The sequence below is a fragment of the Frankia sp. CeTa3Moorea genome (assembly GCF_978021225.1).
Window position 1 is genome coordinate 1 of the sequence record NZ_CDXDOR010000123.1, and the last position, 4,790, is coordinate 4,790.

Consider the following 4,790-nt stretch of genomic DNA (forward strand, 5'->3'; position numbering starts at 1 on the left):
CCCGTGGCCCCGCCCCACCCGCAGGCCGCCCGAGGGCGTGCCGTACGGCGCCGGGGCGGCCTGCGGGTGGGGCGGGGCCACGGGTGGCTGCACGACCTGCGTCGCGGCCTCGGCGGGGTCGGGGACGCCGGAAGTGCCGGAAGTGCCGGGGTCGTCTACGGTGATGCCGAAGTCGGTCGCGATGCCGGCCAGCCCCGAGGCGTAGCCCTGGCCGACCGCCCGCACCTTCCAGGCCCCGGCGCGCCGGTAGAGCTCGACGAGAATCAGCGCCGTCTCGCTGCTCAGCCCGGACGGATCGAAGCGGGCGAGCTCGGCGCCGCCACGCGCGTCCCGTACCACAATGCTCAGGCCGCGCAGGGCGGCGAAGGTCGCCGGCCCGCTGCCGTCGAGACTCCCGGTGACGACCACCTTGTCAATCTCCGGCGGGACCGCGGCCAACGTGCACTCCAGCACGGACGGCGGTACGAGACGCACCCCGGGACCTGTCGGCTGGTTGAAAAAGACGAAGTCGTCGTCGGTGCGCACCTTGCCGTGGATGGTCACCAGGATCGCCGCGATGTCCAACGGACTCGACGAGGCGATCTCGACCCGGACGTCGGTGGTGGGCAACGCGGCGTTGCCGCCCTTGGTAAGCACCTGTGCCATGAACCCCTCCAACGTCGCACCACGATAACTCCCGCGCCGGCCACCACGGTTCCCGGGATCACTGCCGACCATACGATCGCGGGTATGGAACAACGTGGCGGGGCATCGGCCTGGTGAGCGACAGCGCGATCCTGCGATCGGTCGAGGAGCATGCGGCGGCAGTCTTCGGACCGGGCACCGGTCGGGCCGGGGTCACGTTCCTCGGCACCGACCAGATCGAGGTGCTGCGGTTCGGCCCGGACCGAGCGGGCGTCGTCCGCTATCTCACCCTGGGCATGTCCCGGGAGCCGATGACGGCGGCGGCGGCGACCGTGCGCGATCCCGCCGGCCCGCGGGCCGAACTCGTGCTGTCCCTGCGCGGGCGGCGCGACAGCGTGCTGCGGCGGTTGGCCGTGTTGGCCGCCGTCCCGACGGTCGAGGGCCGTCCGGTGGCTCCCGGGTCCGGCCTGGATCTCGGGGAACCGCTCTGGGACGGCGCCCCGTTCACCGCGGTGCTCGTCGGCGAGCCCGGCGGGCTCATCCCCGATCTCGCCACCGGGCTCGCACCCGTCCGCTTTCTCCCCCTGCTTCCGATGACCCCCAACGAGTCCGCCTACAAGCGGGTGCACGGCCCAGACGCGCTGCATCAGCGGTGGCTGGCGGCCGGGACGGATCTGCGCGACCCCGGCCGCCGGGAGGTCGATCTCGGCTGACTCCCGGCACGGGGGGTGGATCCGTCGTGAACGGGCCGCGGGTTCCTCCGTTTCCACTACTCTCATCTAGTTGTGACCCGTGACGCCGCGGCCGGTTCTCCGCGTTCCCGCCGATTCCCGCGGGCGCCCTCGCCGTCAGCTGCCACCGGTCAGACTGGTCGACCGGCCGGCACCGATCCGTCGGCACGCGCCGATCCGGGCACTGGTCCTCGCGCCGCCGCCCGGTCCGGCCACGGGACGAACCCGGGGGCCGGTCCACGCCGCCGTGCCGTCCTGCTCGGCGGCCTCGGGCTGGGGGGCGCCGCGCTGGGCGGGGCGAGCCTGGCGGCCTGCGGCGGCTCCGGCGGTTCGATCCCGGCCCCCGCGCCGACCCTGCGGGCGCCCACCCCGATCGCGGGCATCACCGACGGGGTCTTCGGGCTCGGGGTCGCCAGCGGCGACCCGTTGCCGGACGGCGTCATCCTCTGGACCCGGCTCGCACCGAGGCCGACCGAGGGCGGCGGCATGCCCACGCGGAACATTGAGGTCGACTGGCAGATCGCGACGGACGAGGGTTTCCGCGATGTGGTGCGCGCCGGCACGCAGACCGCGCAGGCGGCGTTCGCGCATTCCGTCCACGTCGACGTCCGCGGACTCGCGCCGGAGCGTGACTACTTCTACCGGTTCCGTGCCGGCACCGTGCTCAGTCCGGTCGGCCGGACCCGGACGGCCGCAGCCCCCGGGAGGGGACCGGAATCGGCCGGCGGTGCCCTGACCTTCGCGCTGGCCTCATGCCAGGACTTCCAGAACGGGTATTGGCCGGCCTTCGACGGCATCGCCGCCGACGCGCCGGACCTCGTCGTCCACGTCGGCGACTACATCTACGAGTATGACCCGAGGAGCACCTATCCGGACCGGCGGCACACCACTCCGCAGCAGCCCGGCCTGGACCAACTCCAGACGCTGGCGGACTACCGCAACCGGTACGGCCAGTACAAGTCCGATCCTGCCCTGCAGGCCGCTCATCACGTGGCCCCCTGGGTCGTCACCTGGGACGACCACGAGGTCGAGAACAACTACGCCGGGCTGGTCGACGAGGCCGGCGACACCGGGGAGCAACGGCAGGATCCCGCGGCGTTCGCCCGCCAGCGTGCCGCCGCCTACCAGGCGTACTACGAACATATGCCGATCCGGGCGGAGCTGAATCCGGGATCGCCCGACATGCGGATCTACCGGCGGTTCGCGTTCGGGAACCTGGTGACGTTCAACGTCATGGACACCCGGCAGTACCGGACCAGGCAGCCCGGCGACTCCCCGCAGGGCATCGGGCCTGCCGCCCTGGGCCGGGACAACACGGCCGGCACGATGGCCGGCACCGCCCAGGAACGCTGGTTGCGCGACGGCCTGACCACGTCGCGGACCCGCTGGAACGTCCTCGCCCAGCAGACGATGCTGGCCCAGCTGAACGGGCAGCTGCCCCTTGGCGAGGGACCACGGCTGGCCAATCTGGATCAGAACGACGGGTACGGCCCCTACCGGGCCCGGTTGCTGTCGGAGATCCGCGACAGCGGCGTGCGCAACCCGGTGGTGCTCTCCGGTGACATCCACTGCGCCTGGGTGAACGACCTCCGGGTCGATTTCGACCGGCCCGAGACGCCGGTCGTCGCGACGGAGTTCGTCTGCACCTCGATCAGCTCGGCCTTCTTCCTCGTCAGCGAGGACTTCGTCCGGCGGAACAATGCCCGGCTCAACCCGCATGTCCGGTATTTTCGCGGTGACCGGCGAGGTTACACGCGCGTTCGCGTCACCCCGGACGAATGGCGCGCGGACATGCGGGTCGTCGCCGACATCGCCACTCGCCACTCGCCCACGTCCACGGATGCCACCTGGGTGGTCGAGAACGGGCGGCCCGGCGCGCGGCCGGCCTGAGAGCGAGCGTGCGGCGACAGCACGCTCCGGCCCTGCCAGCCCCACTCCGGCCCTGCCGGCCCGCACTGCCGACCGCTTTCCACCCGATTCACCGGAAAAGGCACGGGAATTCGACCACCGGATGACCTCCACCGGGTGGCCTCGCCGGCCTGCGCATCGCGAATAAATCCGAAGAAACTCGACGGTTCTACGGCCAGGACACCGGTCGCCACGTTAGCCTTTCCCCGGCCCGTCCGCCGCTTTCCACGCGCATTCTGGCGCCGTGCGGACGACGAACATCGGGAGCCGAACGTGACGATTCTACACCAACCGAGAGAACCGGGCGGAGCAGCGGATAGCGGGACGCAGCCGGTGGATGTCGTCGCCGCGCACACCAGGCCACGTACCCCTTTGCTCGGCTATCTGCGGACGACGTCCCACAAGGACATCGCCATCCTGTACGCCGTCACGTCGTTCGGGTTCTTCCTCTTCGCCGGTGTCCTGGCCGTGATGATGCGGGCGGAACTCGCCCGCCCGGGGCTGCAGTACTTCTCCAACGAGCAGTACAACCAGTTTTTCACGCTGCACGGCACACTGATGCTGCTCATGTTCGCCACCCCACTGGCGTTCGCGTTCGCGAACTTCCTGGTGCCGCTGCAGATCGGCGCGCCGGACGTGGCGTTCCCGCGGCTGAACGCGATGTCCTACTGGTTCTTCCTGTTCGGCAGCCTGGCGGTGATCTTCGGGTTCCTGACCCCGGACGGCACCGCGTCCTTCGGCTGGTTCGCCTACTCGCCATTGAACAGCAAGGTGTACTCGCCGGGAGTGGGCTCCGACCTGTGGGTCGTGGGTCTCGCGGTCTCCGGTGTCGGTACCATCCTCGGCGCCGTCAACATGATCACAACGATCCTGACGATGCGGGCCCCGGGCATGACGATGTTCCGGCTGCCGATCTTCTGCTGGACCTTCCTGGCGACCTCGATCCTCGTGCTGATCGCCTTCCCCGTGCTCGCCGCGGCGCTGCTCGCCCTGGAGGCCGACCGGCGCTTCGGCGCGCACGTGTTCGACGCCGCCAACGGCGGCGCGCTGCTCTGGCAGCACCTGTTCTGGTACTTCGGCCACCCCGAGGTCTACATCATCGCCCTGCCGTTCTTCGGCGTCGTCAGCGAGATCCTGCCGGTCTTCTCCCGCAAGCCGCTGTTCGGTTACAAGGGCCTGGTCTTCGCCACCATCGGCATCGGAGCCCTGTCCGTCGTGGTGTGGGCGCACCACATGTTCGTCACCGGCGCGGTGCTGCTGCCCTTCTTCGCGCTGATGTCGTTCCTCATCGCGGTGCCGACCGGGATCAAGTTCTTCAACTGGATCGGCACGATGTGGCGTGGGCAGCTCACCTTCGAGACGCCGATGCTGTTCTGCGTCGGCTTCCTGGTGACCTTCCTGTTCGGTGGCCTGACCGGGGTGCTGCTGGCCAGCCCGCCGATCGACTTCCACGTCAGCGACAGCTACTTCGTCGTCGGCCACTTCCACTACGTCGTCTTCGGGACCGTGGTGTTCGCCGCCTTCGGC

4 protein-coding genes are annotated in these 4,790 nt (G+C 70.3%); 3 read left to right on the plus strand and 1 reads right to left on the minus strand.

What is annotated here, in order from left to right; all coding sequences use genetic code 11:
- The coding region (locus AC08OV_RS18525) for a TerD family protein (protein WP_476620024.1) at positions 1–645 on the minus strand (645 nt) is incomplete at its 3' end.
- Positions 646–758: 113 nt separating this feature from the next.
- Between AC08OV_RS18525 and AC08OV_RS18530 the strand changes: the two genes are divergently transcribed.
- The 3 genes from AC08OV_RS18530 to AC08OV_RS18540 form a co-directional block, all read left to right on the plus strand.
- Positions 759–1,337 carry a suppressor of fused domain protein gene (locus tag AC08OV_RS18530; RefSeq protein WP_476615887.1) on the plus strand — a complete coding sequence of 193 codons (579 nt, stop codon included), beginning with the start codon at positions 759–761 and terminating at the stop codon, positions 1,335–1,337.
- 72 nt (positions 1,338–1,409) lie between these two features.
- The gene (locus AC08OV_RS18535) at positions 1,410–3,245 is read left to right on the plus strand and encodes an alkaline phosphatase D family protein (protein WP_476615886.1); all 1,836 of its coding nucleotides are present in this window, start codon (positions 1,410–1,412) and stop codon (positions 3,243–3,245) included.
- Positions 3,246–3,536: 291 nt separating this feature from the next.
- Positions 3,537–4,790 (plus strand): cytochrome c oxidase subunit I (locus tag AC08OV_RS18540; protein ID WP_476620025.1); only part of this gene is annotated, 1,254 nt, incomplete at its 3' end.